Raw genomic sequence first — 18,550 nt, forward strand, 5'->3', positions numbered from 1 at the left:
AATTACAATCTCCTATAGCCTATCGTATTTGATCCCATGTTTTGTAGTAATCTGGCGTATACCATGCCGAACCATCAGACCCGGTTACAATTCTTTCTGGACCTCTATTTTGTCCAAAGCATCCTTAGCTTTCTGAGGTATATATCTGGAATTACCGGCTACTGCCGCATCACCCCGATATAGACTTTATATCCCTCTGGCGTAACCATAACATTTCCTGCTCCACCTGGATCCGCAGAATTGTAAGTATCCTCCTGGAAAAATCTCCCCTGATTAGCATTATAATACCTCGCCCTTAAGAACTCAAGCCCGGTATTCGGATGATTGTCATAAACGAACAAGAACTGCTGGACATGATGATTTCAGAGCGGATACAAATGCTTCTGAAACCAAAGAATTCCATTAATGAAGATGAAAAAAGCACGTATCACAGCTCATTGATCAGGCAGAAGTGTTTTTAAAACATCTGCCAAATGCTGACCTGGATACCTTAAACCAATACCTTGAACATCTGATGGAACAGATGGCAAAAGATGGCATCCGGGTTATGAATTTGATAGGAAGTCTGCAAGAGATTATCACCAGAAAAAGAACACAGCCGTTGGACTCCCGTACAGGATTCAGCGGCTGTTCTTCTATGTCTGTTGTTAAGCGGCTTTCAGCCGGGAGAAGGGTGTGTTTTCTCCCCCTTAATCCCCCTGGTGTGCACCATTGTACCTTGGGCCCATGGGCATATATCCACCGTCAATTTCTATTCCCTTGCGTTTTTCTTACTAAATCCTCACTGGCGGTCAGGGTCGAAAATAATATTTAAGACAATCTGTGGGTGGCTTACATTAAAAGGTATTTTGTGATCAGGTAGCGCCCACTACACAACAGCGGTCCATATACCTGTTTCTCTTATCCCTGTGACGCACCGTGACCGCCCGTATACCGTTTTTATGCCGCTGCCCTGAAAGACATACCTTGAAACGGTTATCCGGGCTTGTTGGGGCGATGTGAAAACAAGTATTTTTCCAAGATTAGCCCAAATAGTTAAGATCGATAAGTATTCAGGTTAAAGGCTGGGTGGCTTAACGCCACCTCAGCCGGAAGACAGCGTCTGGCAAAACCAGGCGATTACACTTACTCAAATAGTCTTTCCAATTCTTCAGTTAATCTTTTATATTCATTTTTTTCCTCATCACTCCCCCATTCATGTGTTTCGATTTTCTGCGCAATATCTTGTGCAAAAAGCCTATAAAAACTATTCTCTTTCTTTTCGGAATTATTTTCCAATGTTCTTATTAATAGCTCTACCAATTGCCCTTCATACATTTCTCCGCAGAAAGGGGTTTCTAATATTTTTTTCCACGCTAATGGTATCGCAATATCAAGATATATTTCTTGACGAAGAAGTCTGGATAAATCCAACAAAGTAAGTTCGCTTTCTTTCTTCTGAATCATTTCATAGAACCACTGATCCAAAGGACTATTTTGTTTTACTTTCTCTAATTCTATCCCTTTTATTTTATATATATCATCTTCTATCAATTTATACCTCCATATGGCGCAAATAAATCCTCAATTATATTAATATAGTTTGTTATTGAATCATATTTACTTTGTATAAAATTCTTTACATCCAGGTCTAAATTAGGATTTTTAAGTGAACCCTCCAAGGTTTTTTGCGCTCTCACCAAACCAGAATATGCATCTTTAACCTCTTGGGCATGATTCCAATACCCACATTAGGTTTTTCAATTGGATTCCCTTGCAAATCTCCAAGAGCCGCCGATAAGTCACTCTCTTTTAAATGATCACTTATAATGTTATCAGCCGATTCTATGGCTTTTTGCTGACTTCTTATAAGTTTACTCGTATCGAAGACAGGAGTCTCGGATTCCCCCTTAACCACAGATACTTTCCCGCTTGTTAGCAGTTTTTTCCCCAGTTGGGAACCAAATGTCAAAATTGCTTCAAAAATATAATAGTATGCCGGATGATTCCTGAACAGCTCTATCTTGTCACGGATCAGATGCTCCGCCCGCTCAGGATTGTCCTGGAGCGCATTCAGGATGTTTTCCGCCCCTTCCAGGAAATCTGCCCCCTGCATTATTACACTTCCCAGTGACATCAGGAACGTTGACATCGCTGTAGCTACTCCTGCAAGGCTTACCACCTCTCCTGCCAGCAATGCTGCCGCCGCAGTTCCCAGTGCGCCTCCCGCGACCACCAGTGCAGAGATTCCTGCGACAATCAGTATACCGGCTCCAACTACCTGGATCGTCCCGCTTGTGATTCGGCCCACTTTTTCCCAATTGACGCTTACAAGCAAATCATAAAAACCTGTATCACATTCGCCGACGTATTCCTCACTCAAGTTCTTTGCTTCCCTCAAAAGGCTTATTAAGCGCTCTGAAGAAACTGAACCACTACCATCATCAATATCCGCACGGAAACGATCATACCCTTTCTGCTGCTCTAAAAGGTTGTTATACTCTTGTATGTATCTTTCATATGTGCCCTCTTGCTGCATCTTTTCTATTTCTTCTCCAGTGGGCGCATGAAGCTCTATCCGATCAATATAATCCCAATAGGTCCTGTGTCCGCTCGGATCTACATAATTCAACGGACTATTCTTCACATAAGCATACCGGTTCAGCGTCAGCGGATCCGTGATATCCCCCAGATAAGTATCCTCCTGGAAGAACCTTCCCGGATTAGCATTATAATATCTCGCCCTTAAGAACTCAAGCCCGGTATTCGGGTTATAGCTCTCTACGTTATACCCATAGAAATCCGCACGTATTACATGGATCAAACGGTTTAACGGATCGTACTCATAGGTGGTCGCCCATCCGTCACGGTCGGTCAGTTTGGTGATGTTATCGTTTTTGTCATATTCATAAAGCACCGTATAACCATCCGGATACAAGATTTCGGATAGGTTATCCGCTTCATCATAGAAATACTCCACCGCTTTCCCGGAGCCATTAATCGCGGTCTTTAAGCAGCCTAAGAAATCATAGGTATAAGTACTCTCCCCTGTGATATCCTCCATGGAGATCCGCTGGCCCATCACGTTATAGACCATCTTCACCGGGCGGTCATTGCCCAGCTCGTTTGCACTGCTGTAGGACTTATCCGCCAGGGCGTTTAAGGTGTCATAATCGTAGAAGATCCTTCCGCCGGACGGGGTCAGACGCTCGGTCATCCGTCCGCCCACATCATACGTATACTGTTTCTTACGGCCCTTGGGGCTGGTGAGGGAGGTCATGTTGCCTTCAGCATTATACGTGTAAGCGACAGTATAGTTGGTTTTCTTTCCTCCAGCATCGTATTCCGAAAAGCTCAACTCAAACTACCTGCATCATAAATGAATTGTTGCTCCAGTAGGTAAATACTAAACTGGAGCAACATTCCATTGGTACTTTTAAATTTCACCACTTTTTAAACAATAACGTTTTCCATCAATGTCTTCATGTGTTTTTATTAATGTCCATGTCATGCTTTCATCAAAAATATATATATCTTCAGGTAAAAAATCCTGACCATATAGTAACGTTTCAAATTTCAAATGAAGAATGGCATCTTTATCAAACTTCCAATAATTTTGTACAAATATCCTCTCACATGAATGAATATCCCAAAACACATATACTGCATCAATATTTTTTGCTATTTTCTCGATATATTCTATGTCGATAATAGACGGATTTTTAACATAATCCCATAAATATCCTAAATAGCAATATCCATCAAGGAATTTTCTCTTTGATTGTATCTGCTTTTGATATGACTCATGATGGGTATTTATAAATTTTTCTATATATTTTTTTCTAAATTCTCTCCTTTCAGTTTCATTTAAAATTTGCAACTGTGTTTTAAAAGTTTTTAAATCCATATACTTCCCTTCTTAGCACATCATTATTGAATTTTTATAGTCCCTTTCCCTCCACTCGGAGTTGTATAATTAATATGATTAAAATTATGAGGATTAGGCTCATTATGAGGTCCTTCAATTCTATTAACTGTACCGCCTGCCTCATTTATCAGGTCAATTGCTTCTTGCTGCGTAGGCACTTGCCCATTCAAATCCTGGATAGTGCCACCCTCTTTTACTTTAATATCAAGCTATTAAGGCTTTTAGATTTTCATAATTAGCTTTTGAAATATAAACTCCTGTAATAAATTCAGAAACATACACATTAAAATCCGTGAAATCATATAATTCCTCATCACTATATATTTTTTGTATGTTATTAAATGCTTTCAAAAACAGTATTTTACTCTCCTTCACGCATAATTGGACTTTTGCAATATGCCCCAATGCCTTATAAGGATAAACAAATTTGTCATGTAGCGCGATGGATTTATTTAACATCTTTTTCTCATCTTTAATCTCCTTTTTATAACGATAATATAATGATTGTAAATAATAAATAATAGACATCTTATAGGCATCCTCAATATCTACAGATGATAATCTCTCTAACAATTCATCTTCAATAAAGCCAAAATTATGCCATTTGATTCCTGTTTCCAAAATTAACGCATCTACATTATTGTCAGTAATTTTCTTTATTTTTTCAATACAATCTAGTGCACTGACATAATCTTCAAATGGAAATTGTAATTCAGTTAAACTTAATTTTATCCACCACTGTATATCTAATGGATTATTTACCAATTCCATTTTTATGATTTCTTCAGCTTTTTGCACGTTATTTTCTTGAATTGCTATCTTTAAATCCATATGAGCCTCCTTTAGTGGTAAATTGTATTTCCCATATCTCTTGTTGACCAACCTTTAAACATATCAAAATTAATGATTTGACCATCCTTTACAAATATCCTGATTTCTGCTTTCATACCATCAATATATGTTTTTATTTGTGTTGTACCTTCTTTTATAAGACTGTCTGAATCTAATTTTTTCAAAATATTTATTCCTTTATTCATAATATCATCTTGACTCGTACCTAAATCCATAATGCCGCAGACACAGGTATTCTTTGCCTCCAGCACCTGGTTCCTGGCGTTGTAGGTATATGCGCTCTCGCTGCCGTCCGCACGCACTACACGGGTCAGACGGTTTAACGGGTCGTACTCATAGGCGGTCGCCCGTCCATCACGGTCGGTCAGTTTGGTGATGTTGTCGTTTTTGTCATATTCATAGCTCACTTCCCCGCCGTCCGGATAACGGATGGCTGCCAGGTTGTCCGCTCCGTCGTAGAAATATTGGCTGTCATTGGCAAAGTCCGGGGCTCCGCCTCGGACTTTGTCTGAAATCTAATCAAGTATACTTTTTTCACTCTAATTCATTATAGAGCCTTGTAAGTATTTCCAACACTTTCTTGCATTGATTTTCCGGTCGATAACAAAATAACACTTCCTCCAACTGATTATCTACCTGCCTGATTAATTGCTTTCTTTCATTATCATCAACTTCATTTTCCGCAAAGTAGTTTAATTTACTTTGTATGGTTGGAATATCAATTTGCCCTTTTTGATATGAATTTAACATTGCTAAAATAACTTTTTTCAATTTTTTATACCTCATTGCGTAATCACTGTCACAACATATCCTTGGGCATTTGTAATAACTTGCAGACTACCAGGGACATAACTTAAATTTCCGTTCTCTTGGATAACTGGCGCCTCACTATTTATTACATACTCAATATATTCTGGAGCTACACCTCTCCCATAATTATAACTTGGAGCAGAGGAACCCTGATATATTACTGCCATACCGGTTTCCACTTGGTTGCATACGTTCTACTGCATGCCGTGAATACAATCTATCCCCCACTTTAGCATATGTTTGTCCGTCTTTTGTTACATGTTCATAATCGCTCCAATCGCCCCAAGGAATCTTTTGAGAACTACTTTGTCCTTCAGTATCACTACCTGAATTGCTAACACTCCAAGTCCAAAACCTTTCAACTACTTTTTTCGCTGCTCTACTTATCGTTGAAAGCATAATGCCAGTCGCTATTTGCATATATCCTATACGTTCTGCAAGATAATAAGCGTAAACTTCGTCAATAAAGCTATCATCTGCAGCCTCTACTGAATATCCATTAATTATTGTATCTACCAGTATGTTTTCCACTATCAAATAAATTTGTTCAGTTTCTTTTGTATTTGGTATTGAATCATTACCATACAAATAGCGCAAATAATTATTAATTCTAACTGTAACTGCATCCGTAGACTCTAAAGGTAAGAATAACTCCCGATCTGGATTTACACCTTTTTTTCTAGAAAAGCACGAGTAATATCTCTGACACAAAGAGCATGCGTTCCTGACATTTCTGCCAACCTTATTTTCCAGTCAAAGTAAGACTCTCCAGACTTTCTCTCCTGCGTTTCACCTTGGTGTGAAAGTATTTGCTCATCTCGCTCTGATAAATACTGATTTTTATACTCTTGCCTGTCAGTAATTTCTACGCTAATTGAGGGCGATGGAGTACTTGGATTTGTAGGTGCATGAGGATCCGTCAAATTTTGTGGTGCACCAATTCCATACGAACTGTGTCCGCTCGGATCAATATAATTCAACGGACTGTTCTTCGTATATGCATACCGGTTCAGCGTCAACGGATCCGTGATATCCCCCAGGTAAGTATCTTCCTGGAAGAACCTTCCCTGATTAGCATTATAATACCTCGCCCTTAAGAACTCAAGCCCGGTATTCGGATTGTAACTCTCTGCATTATACCCATAGAAGTCCGTATGCTCCGTACTCCCCAGCGTCACCTGTCCATATGGGTCATACTGGTACACATCGGTCCCCCTGCCATTATACTAGGTATTCGCCGTCACGCTCCCCCGTCCGTCATACAGGTAGTAGCTCATCTCATTCCGCACCACATCCCGGGCCTCCGTCCAGATATCATTCCTGGAATTGCGCATGGTACCTGCGTAGCTGTAAGACTCCGTCGCCCCGCTGTTGACTGTGTAGGCCATCAGCACTTCCGTATACTCCCGGTTGGTATCATTCACATACTCGGTCAGGTCATAGGCCCTTCCCGTATCTGAACAGATATAGCTGAACAGCTGGCCTTCCGCCGTCAGGCTCTCATCTTCATTCCGGCTGTGCTCCGGCATGTAGATCTCACCGCCCCAGCCGATCCCGTAGCCGCATTCCGCCGCCGGGTTGTAGTTCAGCTGGAATGCGCGGTTCCCGTCGCCGTCATAGGTGGACGCCATGAGGAGCTTCTGCTGGTCATACACCGCCGTCAGACGGTTCTCTGTATCATACTGGTACACCACTTCCGCCTGCTTCTGGAAACACTCATGGGTCAGGTTGTACTTTACCTCCAGAACCTGATTCCTGGCATTTTAGGTATATATGCTCCCACTTCCATCCGTACGAGTCAAACGATTTAACGAAGTGTACTCACCCCCTGCCGCTCCGATCGTAAACTCGAGTTTAATCTAACCTAAAAATAGACAAAGTCCAGGCACAAAAGTCGGACTTTGTCTACAATCTGCATCGCCCGGCAAAGCCGGGCGAATAATAATAATTATAATAATAATTAATCAGAATGGTCATTCAGCATTCCGGATCACCTCCAGGACCTGCGAAAGGAGATGCATGGAGGATGTTTTCGTGAGATGGATGAAGACGCCTTTTATGGAAACTTCCAATCCACAGGTGGACGGCCTCTCTGAGACCGGTCCTAGAGGATGCAGCATTTCTGCAGCGAATGGCACAATCGGCTGTGAGAGCGCTTCCTGCGGAAGTGATCTCAGGCGGACTTCCCTCACGCGCCGCAATCGATAGTAATAGTTGGCTTTCGTTATTCCATGCTGATTACACCATTGGACCACGCCCATCCCATCGGGACGGCTCTGACAATCCCTGATTTGTGCGGCCCATTCCAGCAAGCGGAACTGTGCGGCAGCCATTGTTGCTTCTGAACTCCTAGACAAACCTCCATATAGTGGTATGAAAAGTTGAGTGCTGAACTTTTTATACTTTGATTTGAAGTCTGGTCTATTGTCTCATTTTGAACAGGAAAAAACAGGTACAGATTATTTACCGTTTACGAAAAAGGAGCTGATGTTCCATGACTGATTTCTCAGCTATTTTGCAACAGCTCCTAGAAACATCGCCCGGCAAAACCAGGGGGAAATCTAGTCTTTTTCTAAAACATATTTCATTATAGGCATATCTTTCCCCTCCTCGAAAACATATATTCTGTTACAATTAGGACATTTCCAAACATCATATTGGGGTAAAGGAATTTTCCATGGTTCTATAATATCGCAATCTAATATTTCTTCCCACTCCCTGTCTGTATAAACTCTTAACTGAATATCGTTGGGAGCTTGCATTGTACTTAAAATATAACCACATTTACAATTCATTTTTGCCATACTATCTTATTACCTTTCCTCCTGTCGTCCAAATTTCTACTGTACCTGGAAGTTCCCCTCCGTATACCCCTGCTGCACGATCAATTATAGCTGTTGCCTGTTCAGTCGTGATACCAATTTTCCTTGCATCAACAATAACTCTTTCTGCACCTTGTTTAAAGCCATCTTGAATTCTTGTAACAGGTATATTTAAGCTAGTTCCATTCAATGTTTTTAATTCTGTTTTTACGCCATTGACATAATAATCTGGCATTTTAGCAGTATCAGATCGTGGAATAATTTCAACATCATTTCCTGCATCAAGTAAATCATTTACTACTTTTCGTTCATCTGCTGTTAATCCATCCAGTTTTCCTGTCAGTGTTCCTTTAGCAACCTCAACTTCTCCCTTAACCACAGATACTTTCCCGCTTGTTAGCAGTTTTTTCTCCAGTTGGGAGCCAAATGTCAAAATCGCTTCAAAAATATAATAGTATGCCGGATGATTCCTGAACAGCTCTATCTTGTCACGGATCAAATGCTCCGCCCGCTCAGGATTGTCCTGGAGCGCATTCAGGATGTTTTCCGCCCCTTCCGGGAAATCTGCCCCGCTCATTATGATACTTCCTAATGATGCCAGGAATGTTGATAGCGCTGTGGCTACTCCGGCAAGGCTTACCGTTTCTCCAGCAAGTAATGCTGCCGACGCAGTTCCCAGTGCACCACCAGAAACCGTCAGTGCTGATATCCCCGCCACAATTACAACGCCAGCCGTAACTACTCGAACAGTTCCACTGGTTATTCGACCAACCTTCTCCCAATCGATACTTACGAGTAAATCATAAAAGCTCGTGTCACATTCACCGACATATTCTTCACTTAGGTCCTTTGCCTCTCTCATAAGATTCATTAGACGCTCTGAAGAAGTAGTACCAGTGCTGTCAACGCTATCCGAAAGGAACTGCTCATAGTCTGTCTGATGACTTAAGAGCTCTTTGTACTCTTATATATATGTCTCATATGTGCTCTCTTTCTCTCCATAAAGTTCTGGCCCAAAATTACTGTGACTAAACTTACATTGATTGGTATAGTCCGACTTCGCTGGGTTCACTGCGGGTTAAAGAGATTATATTGAAAAATGCATAGCCTCTGAGGGTATCGCCCAGCAAAGCCGGGCGAACAAATCTACCTAAGCTTGACTATTCCTCGTAAACTGTAATAGTCAAGCCTAGTTCTCCCATTATTTCGTCACCTATTTCTACTATCATTTTTTTATTGGGAAACAATTCATTTATTCTTCGTTTCCAATTATAGGTTAAAACCTCGCAAAACTGCATTATTAATGATTCATCTTGATAAGATTCATCTGTACAATTTATAAATAAATCTCCTATGCTCCAACTATTTACCCATTTTTCTATATTCTTTTTATTCTTTCCAAATCTTTCTTCTAATTTTTCTACTTTATTAATAGCCTCCTCTCCAGTTTCTTTAAAAAATTCAGAAACAAAGACATATTCTCCTATTTGAATAAAATCTGGGCATAATAAATGCGAAATTGCAATAACATCTTCCAGCGAATTGCAATTGCATGCTTGTTCAAATAAGTTACATCCCTTAGGTTTACTGAACTTACGAATAATTTCTTGTTGTACAATACTCCTATAATATTTAATTTCATACATTTTATCACCATCCAAATAAATCTAATATAAACTGCGGTACTGAACCATCCAATTTGTAAGGACTAAAAAACTTTTCTCCTGTAGGGTTAACATTAATTTTAAACCCTTTTACTCTACTTGAGCTTATATCATAAATCAGGTCACTATTACCATCATATACAAATACATGTTCACCATTTTCAGTTCGAAGAAAACTATTTGAATTACTCTTCGTTGGTCTATTTGCCCCTGCTTTATTTATTTTAACAGTTCCATCATCCTTTAAACTTTTAAAGTCGAAGCCGTTTAGTTCGCTCATATTATGTAAATTTCTTTCCCAAGAATCAGCCTTTCCCTTAACCACAGATACTTTCCCGCTTGTTAGCAGTTTTTTCCCAGTTGGGAGCCAAATGTCAAAATTGCTTCAAAAATATAATAGTATGCCGGATGGTTCCTGAACAGCTCTATCTTGTCACGGATCAGATGCTCCGCCCGCTCAGGATTGTCCTGGAGCGCATTCAGGATGTTTTCCGCCCCTTCCAGGAAATCTGCCCCCTGCATTATTACACTTCCCAGTGACATCAGGAACGTTGACATCGCTGTAGCTACTCCTGCAAGGCTTACCGCCTCTCCTGCCAGCAATGCTGCCGCCGCAGTTCCCAGTGCGCCTCCCGCGACCACCAGTGCAGAGATTCCTGCGACAATCAGTATACCGGCTCCAACTACCTGGATCGTCCCGCTTGTGATTCGGCCCACTTTTTCCCAATTGACGCTTACAAGCAAATCATAAAAACCTGTATCCGCACGGAAACGATCATACCCTTTCTGCTGCTCTAAAAGGTTATTATATTCTTGTATGTATCTTTCATATGTGCCCTCTTGCTGCATCTTTTCTATTTCTTCTCCAGTGGGCGCATGAAGCTCTATCCGATCAATATAATCCCAATAGGTCCTGTGCCCGCTCGGATCCACATAATTCAACGGACTATTCTTCACATAAACATACCGGTTCAGCGTCAGCGGATCCGTGATATCCCCCAGATAAGTATCCTCCTGGAAGAACCTTCCCGGATTAGCATTATAATATCTCGCCCTTAAGAACTCAAGCCCGGTATTCGGGTTATAGCTCTCTGCGTTATACCCATAGAAATCCGCACGTATTACATGGATCAAACGGTTTAACGGATCGTACTCATAGGTGGTCGCTCGTCCGTCACGGTCGGTCAGTTTGGTGATGTTATCGTTTTTGTCATATTCATAAAGCACCGTATAACCATCCGGATACAAGATTTCGGATAGGTTATCCGCTTCATCATAGAAATACTCCACCACTTTCCCGGAGCCATTAGTCGCGGTCTTTAAGCGGCCTAAGGAATCATAGGTATAAGTACTCTCCCCTGTGATATCCTCCATGGAGATCCGCTGGCCCATCACGTTATAGACCATTTTCTTTGCAAGGTGTACTGCCAGTTGAAAGCTGGATGGCTTAATGCCACCCAGCTAAAAGACTCTTTCCAATAAAGTTACTCAAAATACATCAATCATGTTTTACCCTAAATACATAAATGTGATTAATTGGTGCTGTCAGTTCATCCCGATTATCTACATCTTCTAACTCGAAACAAATGCCTTTTCTACACCTATTTGATCAACTTTTCCATCGCTCGCTATCCAAAATTTTGCATTATCAATCGCAAGTATTGCCCCCATTTCTAAAAGTTGTTCTTTATAATCTCTACCAATTATTTCTAAAAGATCTTCTCGTGTAATGCCAAGTTTAATATTTCCAATACAATCTCCTGGAATTATTGGACCGCTTTGTAATTTCATTTATTGTACCTGCCTTATATTAATAAATCCATTTAAACTCGTTCCCTCATAGAAATCAATGATTTGACCTGTTGCTTTATTGAAATAGCTTGTTTCCCTTGTGATCTTATTATGATTTGTGTTTGTCCACTTTGACCTCCTACTTGAATTCCATACTCCTTCAAATATGTCAGCAGAATTTTTGTTATCCTCAATTGTTCCTCGATATCAACACCATACTTCTGCTATAACTGCTGCCTAATCCCATTTTTCTATATTCATTACAGGTAATTCATGTAACTATACCAGATATGCAGCTTATCGTTAACACATTTCTGGGGTAAATTCATGTAATGCAGTAAAAATTCCAAATCATTTACTTCAATAATTAATTTTGGCAAATCAGACCCATTAAATCTTCACTTGCCCTCAGCAAATATCCTCCTGGAAAGCCTCCTGTGATTATCATTCCTCACTTTCCACCTGCATATCAACATCTACTCCATAACGTTCCATTAACCCAATTGCCACCTCTGACATACACTTTTCTATACTATCCCTGTCTAAATCTATCAGAAAATCCATCCAGAGGCTTTCATTTTCAAAATAACATTCTCTTTGAGCGTCACGCTCATTTCCTTCGGAAGCACTGCGAAACAGGTTGAAATCCACATGCTCCGACTCTCCTCCTGCACCTATAATTATTTCTGCATTTTCTTCTTCAATATCTATAATTACGCTTATTTTCTCCAGATTTCCTGACATATAATATTTCGCAAATAAATCTATAGAGCGTATTAAAAATTCTTCAATTACATTTTTCCAATCCATTATTCAACCTCATAATTAAAACTATTATAATTTATAATGTAATAACTGGAACTAAATAAAAATTTTTCCCTTTACAATGTTGTTCCATTAAAAATTTCACTTTTTTACTTACAACAATATAGGCCCATTCATAATTTAATTCCCCTGTCTTTTGTAAATCGTTTTCTTTAAAGAAACGCTCAGATGTAGTGTTGAAATCTAGAGCTCCTTCTAAGTTTTCCGCAGAAAATACTATATTTCCATTTAACTCTGTATACTTTTTACCACACCTTCTACAAATCCGTGATTCTGTCAAGGTTTTGCTATGCATTTCAGGAAGTTGATTCAGTACTTTTAACCTGAATAAATTATCAACATCTTTTTTATTTCTAGAGTCTACAACACTATCAAATTCCACCCCAGAAATTTTCTCTTTTTCGAAAAGTGTCTTTAACTCTCTTGTCACTATTATTTCAGGTTCTAACGGAAAAATATCATATTTATCAATTCCTCTTACAGGAACGCGACATTTTCCTTTTAATATCATCCCACCCTTGCACCAGTCACATCCGCCCTCATATTTGTTACCTCTAAGCAGCGAATAAAATCCATACTCGATTACCCGTTCAAGTTTAAGTTGATAAAAATTTGTAGTTTCCAGTTCATCTTCTGACAATATGTATTTACACTGCTCCCACATCACCAAATTAAGTTTTTCTGCATCTTTTATAAATTGCACATATTCACTTGTGTCTTCATAAAAATAAAAATATGCATAGTTTAAAGAATGCAGATACGGCTGTACTGACAGTTCTGCATATTTTTCTATTATTTTATCCAAATTGCGTGATATTACAGGATTTCCCGAAGTACTTTTGTCTAAAGTTATGTTATCACTTTTCACTCCTACTCGTACCAATTTTCGCATAGACTACTCCTCCTCTTTAGATGTGCGGACATTAATATTGCTTAATAAATGTCCGCACAATATAACCAAATTACAAATCATCCAACTGGTACTATTTGTGACAAAGCAGTTAATGCTTCTGCGCCATATTGTTTAATAAATCCGGCTGTGGCTGAAATACTATTTGCACCAACCATTACAGTGACTGATGTAAATACATAATCAATAATCGCTTCTGATACATCAAAATGTTTCTTTACTACTTCTGCCGCCTCAGCATTTGTAACCCAAACACGCTCTTCAGCACTTCCCTGGTAATATAAGCCATAGAATAAAAATCCTGGATATACCATAGACTCTACTACTGCCATTTTAATCTTTCCAGCAATAGGAATATTATCAATAAGCCCTACTGATCCTGGTGGTCCAGGTAACATTTTTACATTGGGATCCGACGTCAACATGTCTTGAAACTTACTATTGGCAGTCGTCATTCTACTATTGCTCAAATACCAAGTTATGGGTTTTACCTCCCATGCATACGGTTGAACATGCGGCAATTTCCATGCTATAATATCCGCTTCATAACACCTTGTTGTATTATTAGCCGTTAATTCACCTGCCCGTTCTACATGAAGTTCCACAAATGGCGAAAAACCATTTTCAACTAATCTCTTTGCTGCATATAACTGCGCAATTTCATGAAATGCTGTATAAATTGCTCCTGTTCCATTTTCAGAAAGTGCCTTTTTTGCAAGATCCTCCGCTGTTATAGTACCATTTATCAACCACTCTTTAAGCAATGTTAACATGGTTTCGGTCATGTGTCCGCTAGGATCCACATAATTCAACGGACTGTTCTTCACATATGCATACCGGTTCAACGTCAGTGGGTCCACGATATCCCCCAGGTAAGTATCCTCCTGGAAGAACCTCCCCTGATTAGCATTATAATACCTCGCCCTTAAGAACTCAAGCCCGGTATTCGGGTTATAGCTCTCTGCGTTATACCCATAGAAATCTGTATGCTCTGTGCTCCCCAGCGTCACCTGTCCATAAGGATCATACTGGTACACATCGGTCACTCTGCCATTATACCAGGTGTTCGCTGTCACACTCCCCCGTCCATCATACAGGTAGTAGCTCATCTCATCATGCACTACATCCCGCGCCTCCGTCCAGATATCATTCCTGGAATTGCGCATGGTACCTGCAGAGCTGTAAGACTCCGTCGCACCGCTGTTGACTGTGTAGGCCGTCAGCACTTCCGTATACTCCCGGTTGGTATCATTCACATACTCGGTCAGGTCATAGGCCCTTCCCGTATCCGAACAGATATAGCTGAACAGCTGGCCTTCCGCCGTCAGGCTCTCATCCTCATTCCGGCTGTGTTCCGGCATGTAGATCTCACCGCCCCAGCCGATCCCGTAGCCGCATTCTGCTTCCGGATTGTAGTTCAGCTGGAACGCGCGGTTCCCGTCGCCGTCATAGGTGGACGCCATAAGGAGCTTCTGCTGGTCATACACTGCCGTCAGATGGTTCTCCGTGTCATACTGGTATACTACTTCCGCCTGCTTCTGATAACACTCATAGGTCAGGTTGTTTTTTGCCTCCAGCACCTGATTCCTGGCGTTATAGGTATATATGCTCCCACTTCCATCCGTACGAGTCAGACGATTTAACGAAGTGCACTCCCCCCTGCCGCTCCGATTGTAAACTCGAGTTTAATCTAACCTAAAAATAGACAAAGTCCAGGCACAAAAGTCGGACTTTGTCTACAATCTGCATCGCCCGGCAAAGCCGGGCGAATAATAATAATAATAATTAATCAGAATGTTCACATATTAGTTGAATATGAGCATCCCATCCTTCTGGTGGTTTTCTTGATTTTGAAAACCATTTGCAACCACTGTCTATCCATTTCTGCTTCCACATATCTTGTTGTTTTTCTTTATCTGGAAAATCATCACATCCAAATTCAAAGTCACAGCAAGGGCAAATCTCATAAGAGCCATTACCATTCTCATCATACGGTTTTTCAAACAATCCATTATAATTGCATATAGGGCACATATACTTCACAAATAACCCACTCCTTCCTTACTGATGCAATAGTTCACCCGGTTGAGAATCAAAATATGCTTGTCTTTTTTAGGTGGGTAGTAGCTCATCTCATTCCGCACCACATCCCGCGCCTCGGTCCAGATATCATTCCTGGAATTGCGTATGGTACCTGCGTAGCTGTAAGACTCCGCCGCCCCACTGTTGACTGTGTAGGCTGTCAATACTTCCGTATACTCCCGGTTGGTATCATTCACATACTCGGTCAGGTCATAGGCCCTTCCCGTATCTGAACAGATATAGCTGAACAGCTGGCCTTCCGCCGTCAGGCTCTCATCTTCATTCCGGCTGTGCTCCGGCATGTAGATCTCACCGCCCCAGCCGATCCCGTAGCCGCATTCCGCCGCCGGGTTGTAGTTCAGCTGGAACGCGCGGTTCCCGTCGCTGTCATAGGTGGACGCCATAAGGAGCTTCTGCTGGTCATACACTGCCGTCAGACGGTTCTCTGTATCATACTGGTACACCACTTCCGCCTGCTTCTGGTAACACTCATGGGTCAGGTTGCCGTTGGCGTCGTAGGTGAAGGTGTAGTCCTTCGTTAAGTTCCCTTCGCAGACCGTCGCCGCTGTCATCTGGTTGTCGTCGTTGTAGGTGTATGTATTCTGCCAGGATTCCAGATAGCTGTATGGGAAGGTCTTGGCCTTCTTCGCAAAGGTCCGGTTCCCTGCCTCATCGTACTTATAGGTATAGGTCACCTTATGGAACTGCCCCTTACTCTCCTCACAGCCGATCATCTCATAATTGTGATTAATAGCTGATTCAGCGCGTTTTACAACCAACTCTAATGTTTGCGCTTACGAGAAAAACACTAGATACTTAAGTTTAATTGGTTAGGCGTTTACTTTATGTTCTTTCTGATAGCTATTTTACCTCATAGATAAAGAGAGGTGCTGTTCACTCCACCTCTCTTTACATAGAAATTCAAATATGATCGTTTCTATACACTGCTTTTACTGCCAAATATCCTGCATCTGTCTATAATCTTCTCGAATAAAGATTGCACTATCAAAAAAGATAAAAATCTCTTTTTCGTCACCTTCATATCCTGCAAATATTATTGTGTCTTGACAAGGCTCAAAGTATATTTTATTTCCTCTATACACCAAATACACAGGACTTCCTTTTTTCCCAGACGCGAAAGACAGGTGCTGGTTTTCTGCCATATAATAAGCATTTCCATTATATTCTATATGGTCATATAATAAATATTTAAATACGATTTCATCTCGGTTTTCCATAATATAGAAAAGAGATTTTATCCACAGTGTAATAATTAAAAATGAAACTATCACAATCACAATTAGTTTATATTTTTTTATTTACGTATTCCTCCTTCTGCAATTTTTATACTAATAAGATTGTTTGCTCCCTTCCAGGCTACTTGATCCATCCGCTTAGCACCCCACATTACTGTGACGCACCGGATTTAACTACACGGCTCACTGGCGATTACCGTGACCAGACTTACACTGGTTGGCATGGTCCAGCTTCGCTGGACGCACTGCAGGTTAAAGAGGTTATGCTGGAAAGCGCATAACCTCTGGGGACATCGCCCGGCAAAGCCGGGCAAATACTTTTTTGATAATATCTACTTTAATCCTATAATAAGGCACTTTAAATCCTCATGTGTAATTGCAAGAAGCCATTCAAGCGTATTATCAAATACATATGCATCTATATACTCCCACGGTTCTAATTCATCTATATACTTGCATATGTCATTAAATGTTGTACTATAAACTTCATTTTGCCTTTCTAAATAAAATATTACAGACTCGGGAAGACGTAATTTCCTAACATCCTCAAATTCTAAGCAAGTTCTTTTCACCTTTAAACAATTCCATAAGCGATTTGATTTGATATCATATTCTTGAGCAAATGTTTCTATCAACATTTTTTTATAATTTGATAATTTTTCGTTGGACAATCTTTTCCCATACGTGTATTCAAACATTGTTTATTATCACCATCTTCCTGTTCTAAATTAATTTTTCCAATGTTCAAAGCCCAAATTTGTTATGCTGGAGGCCCCTGTTTTTTGAATAACTTTTTCCTTCATTCCAGAAAAACTTATGCCACCAGACAACGCTGATTCCGCCCAAACCAACGGTTTTAAGGCATTTCCCGGCATCCGGCAGGGGAATCCTTTGATTCAATCGCGATACCAAGCAGATTACTGGCTTTTTCCTACAAAACAGAGCGGATATCCCTGTTGGATGCCGTCAAGTGATTCCTCCCCGCCATTTCTTAGCCCTGTGACGCGCCGTGTCGGCCTGTGTGCCAGTTTTAAGACACTGCTCGGAAAGATGTACCATGGAGCAGGTATCTCGGCTCGTTGGGCCGATGTGAGGCGGAGGCATTTCTCTCCAAATCCGCCGATATTGCCAAGGTCGAAAAGTGTGCAGGTTAAAGAGGTTATGCTGGAAAACGCATAACCTCTGGAGACATCGCCCGGCAACGCCGGGCGATGTAATTGTTTCAAAAAATAATGCAGACATTAATCAAATGGATTTTCTTTATAAATAACACATTTAACATCAGATGCTGCTATGTAAATACCCTCATCAAAATCCTCCATATTAATTCTAAAAAGGTATTTACCTTGCTCTATTCTATACCTTTTATTAAATTCGATAAACTCTGATGGTTTCGCCAAGCTAATGAATTCCTTTGAGTTATCCAACCCCCAAGTTAGTAATCCGTAAACTAAATATGGTTGGTTGAATTCAATAGAAATAGAAAAGTCATTTATACTTCTATCAATTCGCCCTGCTACCTCTATTTTGATGAAACTCATCTCACAGATTTCAAAATCCATCCATAAGCAATTTTTTAAATAGTTATTAATTTTGCTTATTTCATTTTTAATTTCATCTAATCTCATTAT

At 40.5% G+C, this 18,550-nt stretch carries 24 protein-coding genes and 1 pseudogene; all 25 read right to left on the reverse strand.

The annotated features are described in order from the left end of the window. Window positions 1-19: 19 nt before the first annotated feature. A pseudogene (locus tag AB1I67_RS22295) lies at window positions 20-100 on the reverse strand (hypothetical protein); the annotation flags it as partial. Between the two features lie 1,025 nt (window positions 101-1,125). Then, window positions 1,126-1,533, reverse strand: coding sequence for a contact-dependent growth inhibition system immunity protein (locus AB1I67_RS22300; protein WP_367032544.1), 408 nt, complete (start codon window positions 1,531-1,533; stop codon window positions 1,126-1,128). Further along, complete coding sequence (locus tag AB1I67_RS22305) at window positions 1,530-1,679, reverse strand: hypothetical protein (protein ID WP_367032680.1); 150 nt, start codon at window positions 1,677-1,679, stop codon at window positions 1,530-1,532. Before AB1I67_RS22305 ends, AB1I67_RS22300 begins: the two co-directional genes overlap by 4 nt. Then, on the reverse strand, window positions 1,676-3,337 hold the full coding sequence (locus AB1I67_RS22310; protein ID WP_367032545.1) for an RHS repeat-associated core domain-containing protein: 1,662 nt from the start codon (window positions 3,335-3,337) through the stop codon (window positions 1,676-1,678). The genes AB1I67_RS22305 and AB1I67_RS22310 overlap by 4 nt, the downstream gene beginning before the upstream one ends. A 78-nt stretch (window positions 3,338-3,415) precedes the next feature. Next, complete coding sequence (locus tag AB1I67_RS22315) at window positions 3,416-3,886, reverse strand: hypothetical protein (RefSeq protein ID WP_367032547.1); 471 nt, start codon at window positions 3,884-3,886, stop codon at window positions 3,416-3,418. 225 nt (window positions 3,887-4,111) lie between these two features. Next, window positions 4,112-4,738, reverse strand: a complete 627-nt coding sequence (locus AB1I67_RS22320) for a hypothetical protein (protein WP_367032548.1) — start codon at window positions 4,736-4,738, stop codon at window positions 4,112-4,114. An 11-nt stretch (window positions 4,739-4,749) separates the two neighbouring features. Continuing rightward, entirely contained in the window at window positions 4,750-5,274 is a 525-nt protein-coding gene (locus AB1I67_RS22325) for an RHS repeat domain-containing protein (RefSeq protein WP_367032681.1), read from the reverse strand. A gap of 19 nt (window positions 5,275-5,293) precedes the next feature. Beyond that, on the reverse strand, window positions 5,294-5,530 hold the full coding sequence (locus AB1I67_RS22330) for a hypothetical protein (protein ID WP_367032549.1): 237 nt from the start codon (window positions 5,528-5,530) through the stop codon (window positions 5,294-5,296). Between the two features lie 165 nt (window positions 5,531-5,695). After that, window positions 5,696-6,280 carry a hypothetical protein gene (locus AB1I67_RS22335; protein WP_367032551.1) on the reverse strand — a complete coding sequence of 195 codons (585 nt, stop codon included), beginning with the start codon at window positions 6,278-6,280 and terminating at the stop codon, window positions 5,696-5,698. Continuing rightward, the gene (locus tag AB1I67_RS22340) at window positions 6,235-6,774 is read right to left on the reverse strand and encodes an RHS repeat-associated core domain-containing protein (RefSeq protein WP_367032552.1); all 540 of its coding nucleotides are present in this window, start codon (window positions 6,772-6,774) and stop codon (window positions 6,235-6,237) included. The genes AB1I67_RS22335 and AB1I67_RS22340 overlap by 46 nt, the downstream gene beginning before the upstream one ends. A gap of 21 nt (window positions 6,775-6,795) precedes the next feature. Beyond that, on the reverse strand, window positions 6,796-7,260 hold the full coding sequence (locus tag AB1I67_RS22345; RefSeq protein ID WP_367032553.1) for a hypothetical protein: 465 nt from the start codon (window positions 7,258-7,260) through the stop codon (window positions 6,796-6,798). Between the two features lie 870 nt (window positions 7,261-8,130). Continuing rightward, window positions 8,131-8,373, reverse strand: coding sequence for a hypothetical protein (locus AB1I67_RS22350; RefSeq protein WP_367032554.1), 243 nt, complete (start codon window positions 8,371-8,373; stop codon window positions 8,131-8,133). A gap of 1 nt (window position 8,374) precedes the next feature. Further along, window positions 8,375-9,253 carry a hypothetical protein gene (locus AB1I67_RS22355; protein ID WP_367032555.1) on the reverse strand — a complete coding sequence of 293 codons (879 nt, stop codon included), beginning with the start codon at window positions 9,251-9,253 and terminating at the stop codon, window positions 8,375-8,377. Between the two features lie 298 nt (window positions 9,254-9,551). Continuing rightward, window positions 9,552-10,037, reverse strand: coding sequence for a hypothetical protein (locus tag AB1I67_RS22360; protein ID WP_367032556.1), 486 nt, complete (start codon window positions 10,035-10,037; stop codon window positions 9,552-9,554). A 4-nt stretch (window positions 10,038-10,041) separates the two neighbouring features. Continuing rightward, complete coding sequence (locus AB1I67_RS22365; protein WP_367032558.1) at window positions 10,042-10,380, reverse strand: hypothetical protein; 339 nt, start codon at window positions 10,378-10,380, stop codon at window positions 10,042-10,044. Window positions 10,381-10,397: 17 nt separating this feature from the next. Beyond that, window positions 10,398-11,462 carry an RHS repeat-associated core domain-containing protein gene (locus AB1I67_RS22370; RefSeq protein ID WP_367032559.1) on the reverse strand — a complete coding sequence of 355 codons (1,065 nt, stop codon included), beginning with the start codon at window positions 11,460-11,462 and terminating at the stop codon, window positions 10,398-10,400. Between the two features lie 165 nt (window positions 11,463-11,627). Next, entirely contained in the window at window positions 11,628-11,846 is a 219-nt protein-coding gene (locus tag AB1I67_RS22375; protein ID WP_367032560.1) for a hypothetical protein, read from the reverse strand. Between the two features lie 444 nt (window positions 11,847-12,290). After that, complete coding sequence (locus AB1I67_RS22380; protein ID WP_367032562.1) at window positions 12,291-12,656, reverse strand: hypothetical protein; 366 nt, start codon at window positions 12,654-12,656, stop codon at window positions 12,291-12,293. Window positions 12,657-12,687: 31 nt separating this feature from the next. After that, entirely contained in the window at window positions 12,688-13,563 is an 876-nt protein-coding gene (locus AB1I67_RS22385; RefSeq protein WP_367032563.1) for a hypothetical protein, read from the reverse strand. 77 nt (window positions 13,564-13,640) lie between these two features. Continuing rightward, window positions 13,641-15,161: an RHS repeat-associated core domain-containing protein gene (locus AB1I67_RS22390; protein ID WP_367032565.1), complete on the reverse strand. Its 1,521-nt coding sequence runs from the start codon at window positions 15,159-15,161 to the stop codon at window positions 13,641-13,643. Window positions 15,162-15,366: 205 nt separating this feature from the next. After that, complete coding sequence (locus AB1I67_RS22395; RefSeq protein WP_367032567.1) at window positions 15,367-15,624, reverse strand: hypothetical protein; 258 nt, start codon at window positions 15,622-15,624, stop codon at window positions 15,367-15,369. Further along, on the reverse strand, window positions 15,621-16,442 hold the full coding sequence (locus AB1I67_RS22400; protein ID WP_367032569.1) for a hypothetical protein: 822 nt from the start codon (window positions 16,440-16,442) through the stop codon (window positions 15,621-15,623). Before AB1I67_RS22400 ends, AB1I67_RS22395 begins: the two co-directional genes overlap by 4 nt. A 171-nt stretch (window positions 16,443-16,613) precedes the next feature. Next, on the reverse strand, window positions 16,614-16,826 hold the full coding sequence (locus AB1I67_RS22405) for a hypothetical protein (protein ID WP_367032570.1): 213 nt from the start codon (window positions 16,824-16,826) through the stop codon (window positions 16,614-16,616). A gap of 425 nt (window positions 16,827-17,251) precedes the next feature. Continuing rightward, window positions 17,252-17,617, reverse strand: coding sequence for a hypothetical protein (locus AB1I67_RS22410; protein WP_367032572.1), 366 nt, complete (start codon window positions 17,615-17,617; stop codon window positions 17,252-17,254). 543 nt (window positions 17,618-18,160) lie between these two features. After that, window positions 18,161-18,547, reverse strand: a complete 387-nt coding sequence (locus AB1I67_RS22415; protein WP_367032573.1) for a hypothetical protein — start codon at window positions 18,545-18,547, stop codon at window positions 18,161-18,163. Window positions 18,548-18,550: the final 3 nt, after the last annotated feature.

The sequence above is a fragment of the Clostridium sp. AN503 genome (genome assembly GCF_040719375.1).
Lineage (GTDB): Bacteria > Bacillota > Clostridia > Lachnospirales > Lachnospiraceae > Brotaphodocola.

Excerpts from the sequence above, each read along its gene's own strand:
- AB1I67_RS22410 (WP_367032572.1), bottom strand. The coding sequence starts at position 17,617 with ATGTTTGAATACACGTATGGGAAAAGATTGTCCAACGAAAAATTATCA.
- AB1I67_RS22370 (WP_367032559.1), bottom strand. The coding sequence starts at position 11,462 with ATGGTCTATAACGTGATGGGCCAGCGGATCTCCATGGAGGATATCACA.
- AB1I67_RS22350 (WP_367032554.1), bottom strand. The coding sequence starts at position 8,373 with ATGGCAAAAATGAATTGTAAATGTGGTTATATTTTAAGTACAATGCAA.
- AB1I67_RS22380 (WP_367032562.1), bottom strand. The coding sequence starts at position 12,656 with ATGGATTGGAAAAATGTAATTGAAGAATTTTTAATACGCTCTATAGAT.
- AB1I67_RS22405 (WP_367032570.1), bottom strand. The coding sequence starts at position 16,826 with ATGGCAGAAAACCAGCACCTGTCTTTCGCGTCTGGGAAAAAAGGAAGT.
- AB1I67_RS22415 (WP_367032573.1), bottom strand. The coding sequence starts at position 18,547 with ATGAGATTAGATGAAATTAAAAATGAAATAAGCAAAATTAATAACTAT.
- AB1I67_RS22375 (WP_367032560.1), bottom strand. The coding sequence starts at position 11,846 with ATGAAATTACAAAGCGGTCCAATAATTCCAGGAGATTGTATTGGAAAT.
- AB1I67_RS22315 (WP_367032547.1), bottom strand. The coding sequence starts at position 3,886 with ATGGATTTAAAAACTTTTAAAACACAGTTGCAAATTTTAAATGAAACT.
- AB1I67_RS22355 (WP_367032555.1), bottom strand. The coding sequence starts at position 9,253 with ATGAGAGAGGCAAAGGACCTAAGTGAAGAATATGTCGGTGAATGTGAC.
- AB1I67_RS22360 (WP_367032556.1), bottom strand. The coding sequence starts at position 10,037 with ATGTATGAAATTAAATATTATAGGAGTATTGTACAACAAGAAATTATT.
- AB1I67_RS22320 (WP_367032548.1), bottom strand. The coding sequence starts at position 4,738 with ATGGATTTAAAGATAGCAATTCAAGAAAATAACGTGCAAAAAGCTGAA.
- AB1I67_RS22385 (WP_367032563.1), bottom strand. The coding sequence starts at position 13,563 with ATGCGAAAATTGGTACGAGTAGGAGTGAAAAGTGATAACATAACTTTA.